Below are 17,590 nucleotides of genomic sequence, written 5' to 3'. Positions count from 1 at the left end.
GCACCAGCCTGGTGCACCCGTGAACGCACCCTCGCCAACGTGAAGGGGGAGACGGCCCCGCCCAAGGCCTGGAGCCCCAGCCCTCTCGCCGTGAGGCGCCGGGGGCCCATCGTCATTGATGACCCGCTAGACCGGCTCGCGCTTCCCCCAAGCCGGGTGACGCAGGTTGCACCCAACGGCTTGATCGCCGGTTCTTCGGGCCGGCAGCGGGCGGCTGACGGTCCACCTGACGGGTAATCACGTCCGCCGAACGACGGACGCTCCGGTGTGTCGCAGGTTAAAACGTTCCTGCATCGGAAACCCTTGGTGGGGCGGGTGGGACTCGAACCCACGGCCGACGGATTATGAGTCCGCTGCTCTAACCGGCTGAGCTACCGCCCCGTTTCGGCGTGGCGCGTACATGTGTGCGCGCCGTCTGCCGCAGCATAGCCGCTCATACGATCTCCTGCTCCGGATGGTCGGCCTTGCTCGGGGTAGAGGACTCCGCGCGCCCGCGTACGGTTCCACCTGGCGAAGAAGACGACACGAAAAGACCCCCGGGAGTTCCCAGGGGTCTTGTCCGTCAGCTCTCCCGACTGGACTCGAACCAGTAACCTGCCGGTTAACAGCCGGCTGCTCTGCCAATTGAGCTACAGGAGATCGAGCTCCCCCGACTGGACTCGAACCAGTAACCTGCCGATTAACAGTCGGCTGCTCTGCCAATTGAGCTACAGGGGAATGTCTCGTGCATCGAACGCACCTACCTTGGCACTCGCCAGGGGGCGTGCGCTCGCTGCGACACATACATTAGCGCAAGCAGGGGGGTGCTCCGCCAATCGGTTCCCCCGGTGATCACAAGGGAAGGGTGGCAGCCATGCGCTACCGGCTCACATTCATCGCCGGTCTGGCCCTGGGGTACGTGCTCGGGACCCGGGCCGGACGCGAGCGGTACGAGCAGCTGAAGAAGTCCGCCCGCGAGTTCGCGCAGAACCCTGCCGTCCGGAACACGGCGGAGTCGGCGGCCCAGCAGACGCGTCAGATCGCGGGCAAGGCGCTGCACTCGGTGAGCGAGAAGGTCGAGAGCCGGGTCCCCGATTCGGTGGCCGGCCGGGTGCGCTCGCTGCGGGAGCGCGGCCAGGGCGGCGAAGGCTTCGAGGACGACTGGGGCACCAGCAACACCTGAGCCCCACGGCCCTGGCGAAAGCGGGTCTCCGGCCCGGCCCCGGCCCGCGGGACGGGGCCGGGCCGGAGTGCGGCAGAATTCAGTCATGGGGATAGTCGCCGGGCTGGACAGTTCGCCCGATTTCACTCGGATCGTGGTCTGTGACGCGGACTCCGGTGCCGTGCTCAAGCAGGGCTATGCCCCGCACCCGCTCGAATCCGGCGAGGGCGGTGGCCGTCCCGCCGATGTCGATCCACAGGCGTGGCTCCTCTCGCTCGGCGAGGCCGCGGGCGGCGGGCTGCTCGAAGGCGTGCAGGCCATCGGGGTCTCCGCGCAGCAGAACGCGCTGGTGCCGCTCGACTCGCAGGGCAACACCGTGCGGCCCGCGATGCCCGGGGGCGACAAGCGGACGCAGGCCGCGGCCGCGGATCTCATCGACCGGCTCGGCGGGCGTGAGGCGTGGGCGCAGGCCGTCGGGTGTGTGCCGCAGGCCATGCATCCGGTGACGAAGCTGCGGTGGCTGGCGAGGAACGAGCCGGAGGCCGCGCAGCGGGTCGCGCTCGTGCTCCAGGCCCACGACTGGCTGGTGTGGCAGCTCCTCGGCCGGCCCTCGCGGCGGACCACCGACCGGGGCGGGGCCTCGGGCACCGGCTACTGGTCGGCGGCGAGCGGCTCGTACCGTCCTGACCTGGTCGAGCTGGCGCTCGGGCACCAGGTGATGCTGCCGGAGGTGCTCGGTCCGGGGGACGCGGCGGGCACCACTCCGGAGGGGCTGATCATCTCGGCCGGTACGGGCGAGACGATGGCCGCGGCGTTCGGGCTCGGGGTGCGCCAGGGCGACGCCGTGGTGTCGCTCGGCGCTTCGGGGTCGGTCATGGCGGTGCACCACGAAGCGCTGGTCGATCCGTCCGGGATGATCACCTCGCTCGCCGACGCGACCGGCATGCATCTGCCCGTCGTCCATACGCTCAATGCGGTGCGGGCCCTTCGCGGTACGGCCGACATGCTCGGGCTCTCCGGGATCGAGGAGCTGTCCGACCTGGCGATGAAGTCGACTCCCGGGTCGCACGGCCTGGTCATGCTGCCGTATCTGGAGGGCGAGAAGACGCCGAATCTGCCGCACACCGCGGGCACCCTGAGCGGGCTGCGGCGGGAGTCGATGAAGCCGGAGCATCTCGCGCGGGCCGCGTTCGAGGGCATGCTGTGCGGGCTCGGGGACGCCATGGACGTACTGCGCGCGCGGGGGGTCGAGGTGCGGCGGATTTTCCTGCTCGGGGCGGCGGCCGAGCTCCCGGCGGTGCAGGCCGCGGCGCCGATGCTGTTCGGGACGCAGGTCGTGGTGCCTCAGCCCGCGGACTACGCGGCGCTCGGTGCGGCGCGGCAGGCCGCCTGGGCGCTGAACGGGCAGCTGCCGCAGTGGCAGGGCGCGGCGGCGCAGGTTCTGGAGCCGGGCGAGGAGCTGCCCGTCGGGCAGGCGGTGCGGCAGCAGTTCACCGCCGTACGGGAGCAGACGCACCCCGGAGCATTCGATTCCGCGGGGGCGTGACCGTTTCGTCCCGCTCCACGTGGGTTTCTTGGCGGGCTCTTGGCTAAATCGGTTGAGGTAACGCGGGTGGAGTGTCGGACGATGGGGGTCGTGCACCACTGACCCCTCATGACGGCCGACTTCGAGAGACCGAGCGTGCTCATACGACTCCTGCGGACCTACCTCGGTCCGTACAAGAAACCCATCGGCGTGCTGGTGCTCCTGCAGTTCCTGCAGACCTGCGCCTCGCTCTATCTGCCCACCCTCAACGCGGACATCATTGACAACGGTGTCGTGAAGGGGGACACGGGCTACATCCTGACGTTCGGCGCCATCATGATCGCGATCACCGTGGTCCAGATGGTCTGCAACATCGGCGCCGTGTTCTACGGCGCCCGCACCGCGTCCGCGCTCGGACGGGACCTCCGGGCCTCCGTGTTCGACCGCGTGCAGTCCTTCTCTGCGCGCGAGATGGGCCAGTTCGGGGCGCCGTCCCTGATCACCCGCACGACGAACGACGTGCAACAGGTCCAGATGCTCACGCTCATGACGTTCACGCTGATGGTGTCGGCGCCGATCATGTGCGTCGGCGGCATCGTCATGGCGCTGGGCCAGGACGTGCCCCTGTCGGGCGTCCTGCTCGCCGTGGTCCCGGTCCTCGGGATCAGCGTCAGCCTGATCGTGCGCCGCCTGCGGCCGCTGTTCCGCACCATGCAGGTACGGCTCGACACGGTGAACCGGGTGCTGCGCGAGCAGATCACCGGCAACCGCGTCATCCGCGCCTTCGTGCGCGACGACTACGAGAAGGAGCGCTTCCGCGAGGCCAACGCCGATCTGACCGAGGTCTCCCTCGGCACCGGCAAGCTCCTCGCGCTGATGTTCCCGATCGTCATGACCGTGGTGAACATCTCATCGATCGCCGTCGTCTGGTTCGGCGCGCACCGCATCGACAGCGGCGGCATGCAGATCGGCGCGCTCACCGCGTTCCTCGCCTATCTGATGCAGATCGTGATGAGCGTCATGATGGCCACCTTCATGTTCATGATGGTGCCGCGCGCCGAGGTCTGCGCCGAGCGCATCCAGGAGGTCCTGGCCACCGAGTCCAGCGTCGTGCCGCCGTCCTCGCCGGTGCGGGAGCTGCGCAGCCACGGCCACCTGGAGATCCGGGACGCGGGCTTCCGCTACCCGGGCGCCGAGGAGCCCGTACTCAAGGCCATCCAGGTCACCGCGCGCCCCGGCGAGACGACCGCCGTCATCGGCTCGACCGGCAGCGGCAAGTCCACCCTCCTCGGCCTGGTGCCGCGCCTGTTCGACGCGACCGACGGCGAGGTCCTGGTGAACGGCGTCGACGTGCGCACCATCGAGCCGGCGCTCCTCGCCAGGACCGTCGGGCTCGTGCCGCAGAAGCCGTACCTCTTCGCGGGGACGGTCGCGACGAATCTGCGGTACGGCAATCCGGACGCGACCGACGAAGAGCTGTGGCACGCCCTGGAGGTGGCGCAGGCCAAGGACTTCGTGGAGAAGCTGGAGAACGGGCTCGACTCCCCGATCTCGCAGGGCGGCACCAACGTGTCCGGCGGTCAGCGACAGCGGCTCGCGATCGCGCGGACGCTGGTGCAGCGGCCCGAGATCTATCTCTTCGACGACTCGTTCTCCGCGCTCGACTACGCGACGGACGCCGCGCTGCGGGCCGCGCTGGGTCACGAGACCTCCGAGGCGACCGTCGTGATCGTGGCCCAGCGGGTCTCCACCATCCGCGACGCGGACCGCATCGTGGTCCTCGACGAGGGCCATGTCGTGGGCACGGGCACCCATCACGAGCTGATGGACGGCAATGAGACGTACCGGGAGATCGTTCTCTCCCAGCTGACGGAAGCGGAGGCGGCCTGATGGCGGGGCCAGGCGGGCGGATGATGGCCGGGGGCGGCCCCGACCAGCGTTCGATGGACTTCAAGGGCTCGGGCAAGCGGCTCATCAGGCAGTTCAAGCCCGAGAAGACGACGATGTACGCGATGGTCGCGTGCGCCGTCCTGAGTGTGGGCCTGTCGGTGCTGGGCCCGAAGATCCTGGGCCGGGCGACCGACCTGGTCTTCGCGGGCATCATCGGGCGTGAGATGCCCGCCGGGAGCAGCAAGGCGCAGGTCATCGAGGGGATGCGGGCCAAGGGTGACTCCGGGGTCGCCGACATGCTCTCCGGGATCGACTTCACGCCCGGCCAGGGCATCGACTTCGGGGCCGTGGGCTCCGTGCTCGGGATCGCCCTGTGTACGTTCCTGGGGGCCGGGCTGCTGATGGCCGTGGCGACGCGGCTGTCCAACCGGGCGCTCAACAAGACCGTCTTCCGGATGCGCGAGGACATCCAGGCGAAGCTGTCGCGCCTTCCGCTGTCGTACTTCGACAAGCGGCAGCGCGGTGAGGTCCTCAGCCGCGCCACGAACGACATCGACAACATCGGGCAGACGCTCCAGCAGACGATGGGCCAGCTCATCAACTCGCTGCTCACCATCATCGGCGTGCTGGTGATGATGTTCTGGATCTCGCCGCTGCTCGCGCTGGTGGCGCTGGTGACGGTGCCGCTGTCGTTCCTGATCGCGACGCGGGTCGGCAAGCGGTCGCAGCCGCAGTTCGTGCAGCAGTGGAAGACCACCGGCAAGCTGAACGCGCACATCGAGGAGATGTACACCGGCCACAACCTGGTGAAGGTCTTCGGGCGTCAGGAGGAGTCGGCGAAGGCGTTCGCCGAGCAGAACGACGCGCTCTACGAGGCCGGGTTCAAGGCGCAGTTCAACAGCGGGATGATGCAGCCGCTGATGTTCTTCGTGTCGAACCTGAACTATGTGCTGGTCGCCGTGGTGGGTGGCCTGCGGGTCGCCTCGGGTTCGCTGTCGATCGGTGACGTCCAGGCGTTCATCCAGTACTCGCGGCAGTTCTCCATGCCGCTGACGCAGGTCGCCTCGATGGCGAACCTGGTGCAGTCGGGCGTCGCCTCGGCCGAGCGGATCTTCGAACTGCTCGACGCGGACGAACAGGAGGCCGACCCGGTGCCGGGCGAGAAGCCCGATCTGCTGCGCGGGCTCGTCGAGTTCGAGAACGTGTCCTTCCGCTACGAGCAGGACAAGCCGCTCATCGAGGACCTGTCGCTCGCCGTGGAGCCGGGGCACACCGTCGCCATCGTCGGCCCGACCGGCGCCGGCAAGACGACGCTGGTCAATCTGCTGCTCCGCTTCTACGAGGTCACCGGCGGGCGCATCACCCTCGACGGGGTCGACGTGGCGAAGATGTCGCGCGACGAACTCCGTTCCGGGATCGGCATGGTGCTCCAGGACACGTGGCTGTTCGGCGGCACGATCGCGGACAACATCGCGTACGGCGCGGCGAAGGACGTCACCCGGGAGCAGATCGAGGAGGCGGCGCGGGCCGCCCACGCGGACCGGTTCATCCGGACGCTGCCCGAGGGCTACGACACCGTGATCGACGACGAGGGGTCGGGGGTCAGCGCCGGTGAGAAGCAGCTCATCACCATCGCGCGCGCGTTCCTTTCGGACCCGGTGATACTCGTCCTCGACGAGGCGACCTCCTCCGTCGATACCCGGACCGAGGTGCTGATCCAGAAGGCGATGGCCCGGCTCGCGCATGGGCGTACGTCGTTCGTGATCGCGCATCGGCTCTCCACGATTCGGGATGCCGACACGATTCTGGTGATGGAGAACGGCTCGATCGTGGAGCAGGGCACGCATGACGCGTTGCGCGCCGCGGGTGGGGCGTATGAGCGGTTGTACGAGGCGCAGTTCGCGCAGGCCGTGGTTGAGGTGGAGTAGGCGCCGTTGAGGTCGCGGGGAGCTGTACGTGCCGGTTGTTTGTGGCTGAGCGCGCAGTTCCCCGCGCCCCTTTCAGGGGCGATCTCCCTCAGTCCAGATAACCCCTCAGCTGGTCCGCGAAAGCGTGGTCCCTCAGTTTGTTGAGGGTTTTGGACTCGATCTGGCGGATGCGTTCCCGGGTCACCCCGAATATGCGGCCGATCTCCTCCAGTGTGCGGGGGCGGCCGTCTGCCAGGCCGTAGCGGAGCTGGACCACCTTGCGTTCGCGTTCGCCCAGGGTGGAGAGGACCGCCTCCAGGTGTTCGCGCAGGAGGAGGAACGCGGCCGACTCGACGGGGGACGTCGCGTCGCCGTCCTCGATCAGGTCGCCCAGCGCGACGTCGTCCTCCTCGCCCACGGGCGCGTGCAGCGACACCGGTTCCTGGGCCAGGCGCAGGACTTCGCTGACCCGCTCCGGCGGCAGCTCGAGGTGGGCGGCGACCTCTTCGGGCGTGGGTTCGTAGCCGCGTTCCTGGAGCATGCGGCGCTGGACGCGCACGACCCGGTTGATCAGCTCGACGACGTGCACCGGCACGCGGATCGTGCGGGCCTGGTCGGCGAGGGCGCGTGACATCGCCTGCCGGATCCACCAGGTCGCGTACGTCGAGAACTTGTAGCCGCGGGCGTAGTCGAACTTCTCGACCGCCCTGATCAGGCCGAGGTTTCCCTCCTGGACCAGGTCCAGCATGGTCAGGCCGCGGCCCACGTAGCGCTTGGCGACCGAGACGACGAGGCGCAGGTTGGCCTCGATGAGGCGGCGCTTGGCCATCCGGCCCATCACGACGAGTTTGTCGAGGTCGAGGGCGAGCTGGGAGTCCGGGTCGGGGGTGCCCGTCAGCTTCTCCTCGGCGAAGAGACCGGCCTCGACCCTGCGGGCCAGGTCGACCTCCTCCGCGGCCGTGAGCAGCGGGATCCGTCCGATCTCGCGCAGGTACTGGCGGAACAGGTCCGAGGAGGGGCCGCCGGTGTCGGTGCGGCCGCGCGAGGGCGGGGGCTCGGGAGTCTCGGCGTCCACGGTGTCGAGCAGGAGGGCGACGGGCGGGCGGGGGCCGGCTTCCCGCGGTTCCGGATCCGACTCCGCCTCCGGCAGCTCGGCCGTATCGGCCGGTTGTGAGGTGTCGGCGGGATCGCCGGGCGGGTCGGAGTCCGGATGGTTCTCCGGTCCCCTCTGCTGGGGGACGGCCGGGAGTGCCTCCGCGTCCGTGTCCGGCGCGGGGGCGCCCTGGGCGCTCTGGCGCGCGGCACCGGTCTGGCTGAGGGTCTGGGTCTGCACGGGGGCGACCTCCAAGGTGATCGCTGCTGAGGCGTGCGGCAGGGGTACACCGGGATCGGCGACGGCGGCCACACCGCTGTCCGTCCCGTACGCGTTAGGCGGAACCGCGGGGGTGTCGGACCCGTTGTCGGGGTTCCGGCCGCGCTCCGAGGACTCAGGCACCGGACCCAGTGTGCTGTACGACACAACGTCGCCACGAGGGGCGTGCGGTGACTTTTTGAGTCCGGTGCGTGACCGCTCGGTTACCGTGCACGACGCCTGCCCCTGCGGGGCGGGACGAAACCGGCCGGGCGGACCTCGTCCCGGGCCGTCGGCGCGCAGCGGTCAGAGCGCCTGCGCGCCGAGGTCCTGCAGTGCCCTGTCGTAGCGCTGGAGGACCATCAGCTCCTCCTGGACGGCGGACAGGCGCGCCGGGTCGCTGTGCGTGCCCAGACGGGTCAGGGAGCCCTGTACGTCCCGGATGCGCCGGTCGACGGCGCGGCGGCGCACGGCGACGAGCTGCTGGCCCGCGTAGACCTCGTCGACGGATCTGCGCAGGATGGCCTCGACGGCGAGCTCGGTGACCATGGCGCGCACCGCGTCGTCGGGGGCCGCCTCCCGTACCCGTACGAGATATGCCTGCGGGTCCTGGGTGCCGAGGTCGGCGCCGCCCGCCTCGATGATCGCCTCGCGCACCGCGGCGTACGGGGCGGCGGTGAACTCGTCCACGCCGTACGCGTCGAAGGCCGGGGAGACCAACTCGGGCCGCTGGAGGGCGAGTTTGAGCAGCTCGCGCTCGGTGGCGTACACGGGGTTGCGCAGGGTGAGGGCGGGGCCCGCGGCGGACGCGCGGGTCGCCGCGGCCTCGTAGGGCTGCTGCGGGCGGGCCGGGGCGGGGCCGCGGCCGCCGCGGTCACGGGCCCAGCGGGCGAGCTGCGAGACGCGCTTGACGACGAACTGGGTGTCGAGGATGCCGAGCATGCCGGCGAGCTGGACGGCGACCTCGTGCTGCGCGCCGCTGTTCTTGATCCGGGCGACGACGGGGGCTGCCTCGTCGAGCGCGGCTGCGCGGCCTGCGGGGGTCTCCAGGTCGTAGCGGGAGACGATGTGGCGCAGGGCGAACTCGAAGAGCGGGGTGCGGGGTTCGACCAGGTCGGCGACCGCCTCGTCGCCCTTGGCCAGGCGCAGGTCGCAGGGGTCCATGCCGTCGGGGGCGACGGCGATGTACGTCTCGGCGGCGAACTTCTGGTCGTCCTCGAAGGCGCGCAGGGCGGCCTTCTGGCCCGCCGAGTCGCCGTCGAAGGTGAAGATCACGCGGGCGCTGCCGTTGTCCATGAGGAGGCGGCGCAGGATCTTGATGTGGTCGCTGCCGAAGGCAGTGCCGCAGGTCGCGATGGCGGTCGTGATGCCGGCCAGGTGGCAGGCCATGACGTCCGTGTAGCCCTCGACGACGACCGCGCGGCTCGACTTGGCGATCTCCTTCTTGGCGAGGTCGATGCCGTAGAGGACCTGGGACTTCCGGTAGATCGGCGTCTCGGGCGTGTTCAGGTACTTCGGGCCGTTGTCGTCCTCGCGCAGGCGGCGGGCGCCGAAGCCGACGACCTCGCCGCCGATGTCGCGGATGGGCCACATGAGGCGGCCGCGGAAGCGGTCGATGGGCCCGCGGCGGCCCTCCTGGGAGATCCCGGAGGTGATGAGCTCCTTGTCGGTGAAGCCCTTGCCGCGCAGGAAGCGCGTGAGGTGGTCCCAGCCGGCCGGGCTGTAGCCGACGCCGAAGTGCGCGGCGGCGGCCTGGTCGAAGCCGCGCTCGGCGAGGAACTTGCGGCCGATCTCCGCCTCGGCGCTCTCCAGCTGGTCCATGTAGAACTGGGCGGCCACCTTGTGCGCCTCGACCAGGCGGATGCGCTCACCGCGCTGGTGCGAGGGGTTGTAGCCGCCCTCCTCGTACCGCAGGGTGATGCCTGCCTGGCCGGCGAGGCGCTCGACGACCTCGGAGAAGGAGAGGTGGTCGACCTTCATCACGAACGTGATGGTGTCGCCGCCCTCCTGGCAGCCGAAGCAGTGGAAGAGGCCCTTGCTGGGGCTGACCTGGAAGGACGGCGACTTCTCGTCGTGGAAGGGGCACAGGCCCTTCAGGTTCCCGCCGCCCGCGTTGCGCAGTTGCAGGTACTCGGACACCACGGCGTCGATCGGGACCGCGTCCCGGACCGCCTTCACGTCCTCGTCATTGATCCTGCCTGCCACGCAAGGATTCTACGGTGACCCGCCGACACTCACGTCACCCGTCCTCCCCCTCGAGGAGCGCCGTGAGCGAGACGGACGGATCCGACAGGCGTTCCGCCCCGGGCCTGACCCCGGTGCGGATGAGGGCCTGGATGGTTTCCGTGACGTCCCACACGTTCACGTTCATCCCGGCGAGCACCCGCCCGTCCTTGAGCCAGAACGCGATGAACTGCCGCTTGCCCGCGTCCCCGCGGATGACGACCTGGTCGTACGAGCCCGGGGGCGCCCAGCCCGAGTACTCGAGGCCGACGTCGTACTGGTCGGAGAAGAAGTACGGCACACGGTCGTACGTCACCTCCTGGCCCAGCATGGCGCGGGCGGCGGCCGGGCCGCCGTTGAGCGCGTTGGCCCAGTGCTCGACGCGCAGCCGGGTCCCGAAGAGGGGGTGCTGCACGGCCGCCACGTCGCCGGCCGCGTAGATGTCCGGGTCGGAGGTGCGCAGCGAGGCGTCCACGGCGATGCCGCCGCCGTGCGACCGGTCGGCGAGTTCGATCCCGGCGGACTCGGCGAGCGAGGTGCGCGGGGCGGCGCCGATCGCGGCGAGCACGTCGTGGGCCGGGTGCTCATCGCCGTCGTCGGTGAGGGCGGCGAGGACCATGCCGTCCTGGCCGGTGATGCCGGTGAGGCGGGTCCCGAAGTGGAAGCGGACGCCGTGCTCGGCGTGCAGGTCGGCGAACATCTGGCCGATCTCGGGGCCGAGGACCGCGTGCAGCGGGGTCGCCTCGGGCTCGACGACGGTGACCTCGGCGCCGTACTCGCGGGCCGCCGCGGCGACCTCCAGGCCGATCCAGCCCGCGCCCGCGATCACGATGTGGCCGTTGTCCCGGCCGAGGGAGGCGAGGACGCCCTTGAGGCGCTCCGCGTGGGCGAGGCGGCGCAGGTGGTGCACGCCGGCGAGCTCGGTGCCCGGGATGTCCATGCGGCGCGGCTCGGCGCCGGTGACCAGGAGCAGCTTGTCGTAGTGGACGACCGTGCCGTCGCCCAGCCGGACGTTCTTCACGGCCGGGTCGACCGCGACGACGGTCTGGCCGAGGTGCAGCTCGATGTCGTTCTGTGCGTACCAGGCCGGTTCGTGGACGAAGACGCTGTCCCGTTCCTCCTTGCCCTGGAGATAGCCCTTGGACAGGGGTGGGCGTTCGTACGGATGATCTCCCTCGTCCCCGATGAGGATCACTCTGCCGTTGAAGCCCTCGGAGCGCAGCGTCTCGGCCGCTTTCGCTCCGGCGAGCCCGCCTCCGACAATGACGAACGTCTGATCCGCGTCGACCACGTGATGCCTCCTCTTTGCCATGGCGCCATATGCGAGCGTCCCGCACGGAGCGTGATGCGGGAAGGGGGCATGGCCCGAACAGGGCATCTTTTCGTCACGCCCAGTGGTCGATGGCCAGTTTCGTTTCGCGACGAGGACGACGACCGTGCACAGGAGCGCGACCCGTACGAACCCCGCGCCGGGGTGGCCGGCGCGGGCGCGCGAGAAGGGGACGGGCGGCGCGGCGGCCCTGCCGGTGGGTCAGCTGATCGGGCCGACCCGGGCGCCGGCGCTCGACGCCCTCGAACATCCGCGTACGACAACGCAGTTGGCCTGGCTGCTGCGGCTCACCGCATCCACGGCGAGCCGGCCCGCCACGGTCCTGCGGGAGGCGGGCCTCGTCGGTTCGCAGCGGCGCGGCAACACCGTCCTGCACCGCCGCACCCCGCTGGGCGACGCCCTCATGGACGGGGCCCTGTGAGCCGCGCGTGCAGCTCGCGGGCCGAGGCGTCGGTGAGGGAGGCGATCTGGTCGACGATCACGCGCTTGCGGGCGCGGTCGTCGCCCGCCGCGTCGAACAGGGCGCGGAACTGCGGGTCGAGACCGTCGGGCGCGCGGCGGGTGAGCGCCTCGGCGAGCTCCGCCACGACGATGCGCTGGTCGGCGCGGAGCCGCTCCTGCTGCGGGCGCTGCATCACGTACCGGTCGGCGACCGCCTTGAGGACGGCGCATTCGTACCGGGCCTCGCGCGGCACCACCAGTTCGGCCTCGTAACGCGTGAGGCGGCCCGTGCCGTGGCGGGCGCGGGTGGCGCCCTCCGCGGCGAGGCAGAAGCGGCCGATGAGCTGGCTCGTCGCGTCCTTGAGGCGGGCCTGGGCGACGGCCGTGCCGTCGTAGCCGTGCGGCCACCACTGCTGGTCGAGGAGCCGGTCGAGCGCCGCCGCGAGCTCTTCGGGGTCCGTGTCCGCCGGTACGTAACGGCCGATCGCGACCGCGTAGATGTCACGGCGCTCGGGCTCCGCTTGCAGCATGTTCGGGTCGAGGTGGCCGGCGTGCAGCCCGTCCTCCAGGTCGTGCACCGAGTACGCGACATCGTCCGACCAGTCCATGACCTGCGCCTCGAAGCAGGTCCTGCGCTCGGGTGACTCCTTGCGGATCCAGTCGAACACCGGGCGGTCGTCCTCGTACACACCGAACTTGGGCGAGGCCGGGTCGGTGGGGTGGCCGCCGCGGGGCCACGGGTACTTCGTCGCGGCGTCGAGCGCGGCGCGCGTGAGGTTCAGTCCTACGCTGACCAGCCCGTCCGTGTCGGCGCTGTGGACGAAGCGCTTGGGTTCGATACGCGTCAGCAGGCGCAGCGACTGCGCGTTCCCCTCGAAGCCGCCGCAGTCCTGCGCCACCTCGTTCAGCGCCTGTTCGCCGTTGTGCCCGAAGGGCGGGTGGCCCATGTCGTGCGAGAGGCAGGCCGTCTCGACGAGGTCCGGGTCGCAGCCGAGTGCCGCGCCGAGCTCCCGGCCCACCTGCGCGCATTCCAGGGAGTGCGTCAGCCGGGTGCGGGGGCTTGCGTCCCAGGCGCGGTTCATCGTGCCCGGGGTGACGACCTGGGTCTTGCCCGCGAGGCGGCGCAGAGCCGAGGAGTGCAGGACGCGGGCGCGGTCGCGCTGGAAGGCGGTGCGGCCGGGACGTTTGTCGGGCTCGGGTGCCCAGCGCTCCACCGAGGCGGCGTCGTAGCCGGACGGGTCGATGGCGTGGGTCGGCGCGGTCGGAGCGGTTGGGGCGGTCGGCGCGGTTGGGGCGGTCGGCGCGGTCGGGTTCTTTGTTGTGGGTGTTTCGTGTTTCGCTGCGGGTGTCTCGTGCGTGCCTTCCATGGACTGACAGTAAGGGCATGCGGTGACAAACGGTCAGGCCGACGTGAGCTGCCGCTGTACGGGGGCGGTCGCCTGGGAGGCGAGGGTCCCGTCGTAGCGGTGGAGGAGGAGGCGGGCCATCGCCGTGTGCGCGCCGAGCGGGGCGGCGGCTATCCAGGGGGCGGCCTGCGCGCACTGGGTGGCGAAGCGGCCCGGCGCCGTGAAGTACGCGGCGACGGCGGCGCGGTGCCTTCCTCTGACGGCGAGGGCGCGCAGCGCGGCCGGGACGGTGGGGGCGGCGGCACTCGCGTAGGCGGGCACGACCGGGACGCCCAGCCGGTCGGCCAGGAGCGCGGCCGTGCGGGCCGTGTCGACGGCCGAGTCGGGGTCGCGGGAGCCCGCCGCCGCGAGGACCACACCGCTGGTCCTGCGCGTGCGGGCGTCGGGGCGCGGGTCCCAGCCGGCCTCCACCAGGCGGGCGTACAGCGTTTCCACCAGGAGCGGGTGGGGGCCCAGCGGCGGGGCGACGCGGGCCGTCAGGTGCGGGGCCGTGGCCAGGGCTGCCGGGATGTCCTGCTTGACGTGGTAGCCGCGCGACAGGAGCAGCGGGGCGAGGACGGCCCGGCCGGGGGCGAGGCCCGCGAGGGTGTCGGTCAGGAGCGGTTCGTTCAGCTCTATGTGGCCGAGGTGGACGGGGAGTCCCGGGCGTTCCTCGCGCACCTTGTCGAGCAGGGCGTGGACCGTGGCGAGCGCCCTCGGGTCGCGGCTGCCGTGCGCCACGACGACCAGAGCGGGCGGCGCGGGCGGGGTGGGCGGTGCCTGCAGGGGTGTGCGGCGGCTGCCGTCGAGCCGGACGTGGCTGAGCTGGGTGCCGAGCTGGCTGGTGATCCTGGTCATGAGTTGCGCCGTACTGTCGAGGTGGGCCGTGCCGGTGGGCTCGTCGCGCTGAGGTTTCGACGCCGTCATGAATTGATCCTGGACGGGGGAGGTTGCGGCGTCGTTGCGGGGCGGTGACGGGTCGCTTCCCCGGGGCTCACCGGGTGTTCGGGCGGATGTGAGGTGGTCGGGGTCTCCGCTTGCCGCGTGAACCGGCCGGCGGAAACGTGCGTCCAGTCGTGCGACGACGTTTTCGAGCAGGGGTGGTCAGTGGTGCGGATCCGGTTGCCGCGTACGCGGCGGGGGTGGCGGCGGTTCGTACAGGGCGCGATGGCCTTGTGTGTGCTGGCGCTGTTGCCGGCGACGTGGCTGTTCGTCGTGACCGGGGACCGGCTGCGTACGGTCGACGATGCGCCGCGCACCGATGTCGCCGTGGTGTTCGGGGCCGGGCTGTGGGAGGGCGAGCCGTCGCCCTATCTCGCGCACCGGCTCGACGCGGCGGCCCAGCTCTACCGCGACGGGCGGATCCGGGTGGTTCTCGTGACCGGCGACAACAGCCGCGAGGACTACGACGAGCCCGACGCGATGCGGGCCTATCTGACCCGGCACGGGGTGCCCGGCAAGGCTGTCGTCAGCGACTACGCCGGGTTCGACACCTGGGACTCGTGCGTGCGGGCCAAGAAGATCTTCGGGGTCGACCGGGCCGTGCTGATCAGCCAGGACTTCCACATCCGGCGCGCGGTCGCCCTGTGCGAGGCCGCGGGCGTCTCGTCGTACGGCGTCGGTGTCGACGACCGGCACGACGTGACCTGGTATTACGGCGGGGCCCGTGAGGTGTTCGCGGCGGGTAAGGCCGTGGTCGATTCCGTGTTCCGGCCCGATCCCCGGTTCCTCGGGGACAAGGAGGAGGGGGTTCGGGAGGCTCTGGGGGCGCGGTCTCGCTGAGTGTTGCTCCGGGGGTGGGGCCTCGCTGAGTTGCTCTGGGGGCGCGGTCTCGCTGAGTGTTGCTCCGGGGGTGCCGCCTCGCTGAGTGTTGCTCCGGGGGTGCCGCCTCGCTGATGCGCCTCGTGTGTGGTGGGGCGGGGCCGCGGGGGTGTGTCCGTCCTCGCCATCGCGGCGCCTCCGCCCTGTGTCCCTTGACCGGCGCCCGCACCTCCGTGCTCCGGGCGGACACACCCCCCACGTCCCCTCGCGCCGGTTTCGCGGCTGATCCGCCGTTGTTGTCACCGGCCCACCAGGTACGGGCGTCCCCTCGCCGCGGTTTCGCGGCTCATCCGCCGTTGTTCTCACTCACCGGCCCACCGGGTACGGGCGTCCCACTCGCGGCGGTTTCGCGCTCATCCGCCGTTGTTCTCACCGGCCCGCCGGTGACGCTAAGAGGGCGTCGTGTCTTGCGTGTAATCGGGCATGGGCTGTCGCGTAACAGCGTGCGCGCAGGGTGGGCCCATGCTCACTGTCACGCCCACCCACTGCCCCTACTGCTCCCTCCAGTGCGGGATGAATCTCGTCCCTACTGCCTCTGGTTCTGTCGAGGTCGAGGAGCGTGCCGGGTTTCCCGTCAACCGGGGCGCCCTGTGCGGGAAGGGGCGTACGGCCGCTGCCGTGCTGGCCCCCGGCGTGCGGCTGACCGGGCCGCTGGTCCGCAGGGGCGGCGCGCTGGAGCCGGCCTCGTGGGACGAGGCGCTCGGCCTGGTCGCCGAGGGGCTTTCCCGTACGCGTTCGGCTCATGGCCCGGACGCGTGCGGGGTCTTCGGCGGGGGCGGGCTCACCAACGAGAAGGCGTACGGGCTCGGGAAGTTCGCCCGGGTCGTGCTCGGGACCTCCCAGATCGACTACAACGGTCGGTTCTGCATGTCGTCCGCCGCGGCGGGGCAGCTCGCCGCGTTCGGGCTCGACCGCGGGCTGCCGTTCCCCCTGGAGGACATTCCGCGTACGGGATGTGTGGTCCTCGTCGGGTCGAACATGGCCGAGACCATGCCCCCCGCAGTCCGCTATCTGAACGAACTGCGGGAGAACGGCGGCACGCTGGTCGTCATCGACCCCCGCCGCACGCGCACCGCCGAGCTCGCCGACCTCCATCTCGCGCCCCGGCCCGGGACCGATCTCGCCCTGGCCCTCGGGATGCTGCATCTGGTGGTGACCGAAGGACGGGTCGACGAGGAGTTCGTGCGCGCCCGGACGCGGGGCTGGGAGGACGCGCGGGCCGCCGTGATGGCGCACTGGCCCGAGTACGTGGAGCGCGTGACCGGGGTCTCCGTGCCTCAACTGCGCGAGGCCGTGCGGATGTTCTGCGAGCCCGAGGCCGCCATGGTGCTCACCGCGCGCGGGCCCGAGCAGCAGTCCAAGGGCACCGACACCGTGGGCGCCTGGATCAACCTGTGCCTCGCGACCGGGCGCGCCGGGCGGCCCCTTTCCGGGTACGGGTGCCTGACCGGGCAGGGCAACGGGCAGGGCGGGCGCGAGCACGGGCAGAAGGCCGACCAGCTGCCCGGGTACCGCAAACTGACCGACCCGGCGGCGCGTGCGCATGTGGCCGGTGTGTGGGGTGTGGACCCCGACTCCCTTCCCGGCCCCGGCCGTTCCGCGTACGAGCTGCTCGACGCGCTGGGGCAGGATGTACGGGCGCTGCTGGTCATGGGGTCGAATCCGGTGGTGTCGGCTCCTCGTGCCGCCCATGTGGAGGGCAGGCTGCGGTCGCTCGACTTTCTGGCCGTGGCCGATGTGGTGCTTTCCGAAACCGCCGCTCTTGCCGATGTGGTGCTTCCCGTTACCCAGTGGGCCGAGGAGACGGGGACCGTGACCAGTCTGGAGGGGCGCGTGCTGCTGCGGCGTCGGGCGCTCTCGCCTCCGGACGGGGTGCGGAGCGATCTGGAGGTGCTGCGTGAGCTGGCCGGGCGGCTGGGGGTGGAGAAGGGGTTCCCGGCCGATCCGGAGGAGGTCTTCGAGGAGCTGCGGCGAGCCTCGGAGGGGGGAGCCGCTGATTACGCGGGGATCTCCTATCGGCGGCTCGTCGAGGAGGACGGGGTGTTCTGGCCCTGCCCGGAAGAGGAACATCCCGGGACGCCCCGGCTCTTTCTGGAACGGTTCGCCACCGAGGACGGGCGGGCCCGCTTCGTCGCCGTCTCGCATCGTGCGGCCGCCGAGGAGCCGGACGCCGAGTTCCCGGTCCATCTGACGACGGGGCGCGTCGTGTCGCAGTACCAGTCGGGTGCGCAGACCCGGCGCGTGGCCGAGCTCAACGCCGCCGCGCCCGGCCCCTTCGTGGAGCTGCATCCGCGGCTCGCCGCGCGGATCGGGGTGGCTGAGGGCGAGCCGGTCGCCGTCGTCTCCCGGCGCGGGCGGGCCGAGGCGCCCGCCCGGATCACCGCGGGCATCCGGCCCGACACGGTGTTCATGCCGTTTCACTGGCCGGGCGCCGGGCGCGCCAATAACCTGACCAACCCCGCTCTCGATCCGACGTCCCGGATGCCGGAGTTCAAGGTGTGCGCGGTACGGGTCGAGGCGGCCGGTATCGACTCCGGCTCCGGTGACCGCTCGGACGGTGTCGTTCACGTTTGAAA

Annotated in this window: 12 protein-coding genes and 3 tRNA genes; 7 read left to right on the top strand and 8 right to left on the bottom strand. The window is 71.1% G+C overall.

What is annotated here, in order from left to right:
- Positions 1-304: 304 nt before the first annotated feature.
- From OHA58_RS24530 to OHA58_RS24520, 3 genes are all read right to left on the bottom strand, one after another.
- Positions 305-381, bottom strand: a tRNA-Ile gene (locus OHA58_RS24530).
- 185 nt (positions 382-566) lie between these two features.
- Positions 567-639, bottom strand: a tRNA-Asn gene (locus tag OHA58_RS24525).
- Between the two features lie 5 nt (positions 640-644).
- Positions 645-717 (bottom strand) — tRNA-Asn (locus OHA58_RS24520).
- Between the two features lie 136 nt (positions 718-853).
- Between OHA58_RS24520 and OHA58_RS24515 the strand changes: the two genes are divergently transcribed.
- From OHA58_RS24515 to OHA58_RS24500, 4 genes are all read left to right on the top strand, one after another.
- A complete protein-coding gene (locus OHA58_RS24515; protein ID WP_405481399.1) occupies positions 854-1,162 on the top strand; it encodes a YtxH domain-containing protein in 309 nt (102 codons plus the stop codon).
- A gap of 85 nt (positions 1,163-1,247) precedes the next feature.
- A complete protein-coding gene (locus OHA58_RS24510) occupies positions 1,248-2,687 on the top strand; it encodes an FGGY family carbohydrate kinase (protein ID WP_405481397.1) in 1,440 nt (479 codons plus the stop codon).
- Between the two features lie 135 nt (positions 2,688-2,822).
- Positions 2,823-4,556 carry an ABC transporter ATP-binding protein gene (locus OHA58_RS24505; RefSeq protein ID WP_405485146.1) on the top strand — a complete coding sequence of 578 codons (1,734 nt, stop codon included), beginning with the start codon at positions 2,823-2,825 and terminating at the stop codon, positions 4,554-4,556.
- Positions 4,556-6,484 (top strand): ABC transporter ATP-binding protein, encoded by a 1,929-nt coding sequence (locus OHA58_RS24500; RefSeq protein ID WP_405481395.1) that lies wholly within the window; start codon positions 4,556-4,558, stop codon positions 6,482-6,484. Before OHA58_RS24505 ends, OHA58_RS24500 begins: the two co-directional genes overlap by 1 nt.
- Before the next feature lie 88 nt (positions 6,485-6,572).
- Here OHA58_RS24500 and OHA58_RS24495 read toward each other — a convergent pair whose 3' ends face one another.
- The 3 genes from OHA58_RS24495 to OHA58_RS24485 form a co-directional block, all read right to left on the bottom strand.
- Positions 6,573-7,958 carry a sigma-70 family RNA polymerase sigma factor gene (locus OHA58_RS24495; RefSeq protein ID WP_405481394.1) on the bottom strand — a complete coding sequence of 462 codons (1,386 nt, stop codon included), beginning with the start codon at positions 7,956-7,958 and terminating at the stop codon, positions 6,573-6,575.
- 162 nt (positions 7,959-8,120) lie between these two features.
- Positions 8,121-10,019: a DNA primase gene (dnaG, locus tag OHA58_RS24490; RefSeq protein ID WP_405481393.1), complete on the bottom strand. Its 1,899-nt coding sequence runs from the start codon at positions 10,017-10,019 to the stop codon at positions 8,121-8,123.
- Positions 10,020-10,053: 34 nt separating this feature from the next.
- The gene (locus tag OHA58_RS24485; protein WP_405481392.1) at positions 10,054-11,328 is read right to left on the bottom strand and encodes an NAD(P)/FAD-dependent oxidoreductase; all 1,275 of its coding nucleotides are present in this window, start codon (positions 11,326-11,328) and stop codon (positions 10,054-10,056) included.
- A gap of 145 nt (positions 11,329-11,473) precedes the next feature.
- Between OHA58_RS24485 and OHA58_RS24480 the strand changes: the two genes are divergently transcribed.
- On the top strand, positions 11,474-11,788 hold the full coding sequence (locus OHA58_RS24480) for a winged helix-turn-helix domain-containing protein (RefSeq protein WP_405481391.1): 315 nt from the start codon (positions 11,474-11,476) through the stop codon (positions 11,786-11,788).
- Here OHA58_RS24480 and OHA58_RS24475 read toward each other — a convergent pair.
- Entirely contained in the window at positions 11,769-13,175 is a 1,407-nt protein-coding gene (locus OHA58_RS24475; protein WP_405481390.1) for a deoxyguanosinetriphosphate triphosphohydrolase, read from the bottom strand. The two genes, OHA58_RS24480 and OHA58_RS24475, sit on opposite strands and share 20 nt — an antisense overlap.
- 33 nt (positions 13,176-13,208) lie before the next feature.
- Positions 13,209-14,120 carry a sirohydrochlorin chelatase gene (locus tag OHA58_RS24470; RefSeq protein WP_405481389.1) on the bottom strand — a complete coding sequence of 304 codons (912 nt, stop codon included), beginning with the start codon at positions 14,118-14,120 and terminating at the stop codon, positions 13,209-13,211.
- Between the two features lie 240 nt (positions 14,121-14,360).
- Here OHA58_RS24470 and OHA58_RS24465 point away from each other — a divergent pair, with 240 nt between their 5' ends.
- The gene (locus OHA58_RS24465; RefSeq protein WP_405481387.1) at positions 14,361-14,975 is read left to right on the top strand and encodes a vancomycin high temperature exclusion protein; all 615 of its coding nucleotides are present in this window, start codon (positions 14,361-14,363) and stop codon (positions 14,973-14,975) included.
- 501 nt (positions 14,976-15,476) lie between these two features.
- On the top strand, positions 15,477-17,588 hold the full coding sequence (locus OHA58_RS24460) for a molybdopterin oxidoreductase family protein (protein ID WP_405481386.1): 2,112 nt from the start codon (positions 15,477-15,479) through the stop codon (positions 17,586-17,588).
- Positions 17,589-17,590: the final 2 nt, after the last annotated feature.

Origin of the sequence: Streptomyces sp. NBC_00009 (genome assembly GCF_045040855.1) — a bacterium.
Classification (GTDB): domain Bacteria; phylum Actinomycetota; class Actinomycetes; order Streptomycetales; family Streptomycetaceae; genus Streptomyces; species Streptomyces aureus.
This window is presented reverse-complemented; position numbering and strand designations above follow the sequence as displayed.